Below are 1,528 nucleotides of genomic sequence, written 5' to 3'. Positions count from 1 at the left end.
CCTATTCCGTTGAAAAAGTCGGCTGCGGCATGGTTCGAGGGTAGCGCGGCGATGGAGGCGAGCGGCATCCATTGGTGATCAGGCCGGTGCTGGCTGTGCCATCGGGATGATCTTGGCCAGCTTGCGGAGGTTCTGGGCGGCCGCGGCGAGGTGGAACTCGTCTCGTGCGCCGTTCGGCCCGCGCAGGCGCAAGCGGTCGAGCTTCAGGATGCGCTTGAGGTGAGCGAACAGCATCTCGACCTTCTTCCGCTGGCGACGTGACACGAGGTACGCGTCGGTGGTGGCGATATCGCGGGCCATGTCGCGCGCGCCTTCGTGGATCGAGCGGGTCACCTTGCGGGCAGGCATGTTCGGGGTACAGCGCTGCCGCAGGTTGCAGCTCTGGCAGTCCTGCAGACGCGCGCGATAGCGGATCGACCCGTCTGCATCGACGCCGGCGCGCGGTGTGCTGAAGTTGCGGTTGGAGCGCCGCAGGCGCTTGCCGCCGGGGCAGATATAGCTGTCGTCCTCATGGTCGTAGATAAAGTCCGCGCGCTCGAAGCTGCCATCGGTGCGAGCTGACTTGTCGAACACCGGGATATGCGGCTCGATGCTCATGTCCTCGACAAGCCAGGCGAGGTTCGGCGCCGAGCCATAGGCGGCGTCGGCCACGAGACGCTCTGGCCAGATGCCGAAGCGGGCTTGCGTTCGCTCGATCATCCGCCGCTGCGCGGTCACCTCGGCCTGCCGCACCGAGGTCGTGGCTTCGACATCGACGATCACCGCATGATCGAGGTCGATCAGATAGTTGGTGCTGTAGGCATAGAAGGCAGCCTCACGCGTGGCGGCGGTCCAGCGTGACGCCGGATCGGTGAGGTTGATGCGCTTGGGCGTGACTGGCGTCGCGGCCCCGAACGCGGCATCGTCCAGCACGTCGAGATACTCGGCAACGGCGCGACCGACCGCTTCGGGTGGCAGGCCTTGCTCGCCCGGCACCGACCGCTGGCGATGGACATCGGCGCGGATGAGGCTGGCATCGACCGCAAAGCCATGACCTCCCACCAGCCTCTCGGCGATGCAACGCGCCACCGTCATCTCGAACAACTCACGCAGCAGGTCGCTGTCGCGGAAGCGGCCGTGCCGGTTCTTCAAGAAGGTCGAGTGATCGGGCACATCGCCCTCCAGACCAAGCCGACAGAACCAGCGATAGGCAGGTTGAGATGCACCTCCTCGCACAGCCGGCGCTCGGAGCGGATGCCCATGCAATAGCCGATGATCAACATCCGGATCAAAAGCTCAGGGTCGATCGAAGGCCGTCCCGTCTCGCTGTAGAATGGCCGCAGGAGCTCGCGGATATCCGACAGGTCCACGAACCGGTCGATCGAGCGCAACAGATGCTCCGCCGGCACATGTCGCTCCAGGCTGAAGCTGTAGAACAGCGCTTCCTGCGCCACCGCCCGCTCACCCATCATCAGCCCGTCTCCGCTCAACCGCGAAAACTGAATCAGACCCTCAGCACGACTTCAAGACCGAGTTTTTCAACGGAATA

At 64.6% G+C, this 1,528-nt stretch carries 1 pseudogene; it reads right to left on the bottom strand.

The window, feature by feature from the left end:
- Positions 1 to 78 precede the first annotated feature (78 nt).
- Positions 79 to 1,451: pseudogene (locus BFL28_RS16725) on the bottom strand (transposase).
- Positions 1,452 to 1,528 lie beyond the last annotated feature (77 nt).

This window comes from Sphingomonas turrisvirgatae (genome assembly GCF_001721295.1).
GTDB lineage: Bacteria > Pseudomonadota > Alphaproteobacteria > Sphingomonadales > Sphingomonadaceae > Sphingomonas > Sphingomonas turrisvirgatae.
Note: the sequence above shows the minus strand (reverse complement) of the source record. Positions and strands in the feature narration are given on the sequence as shown.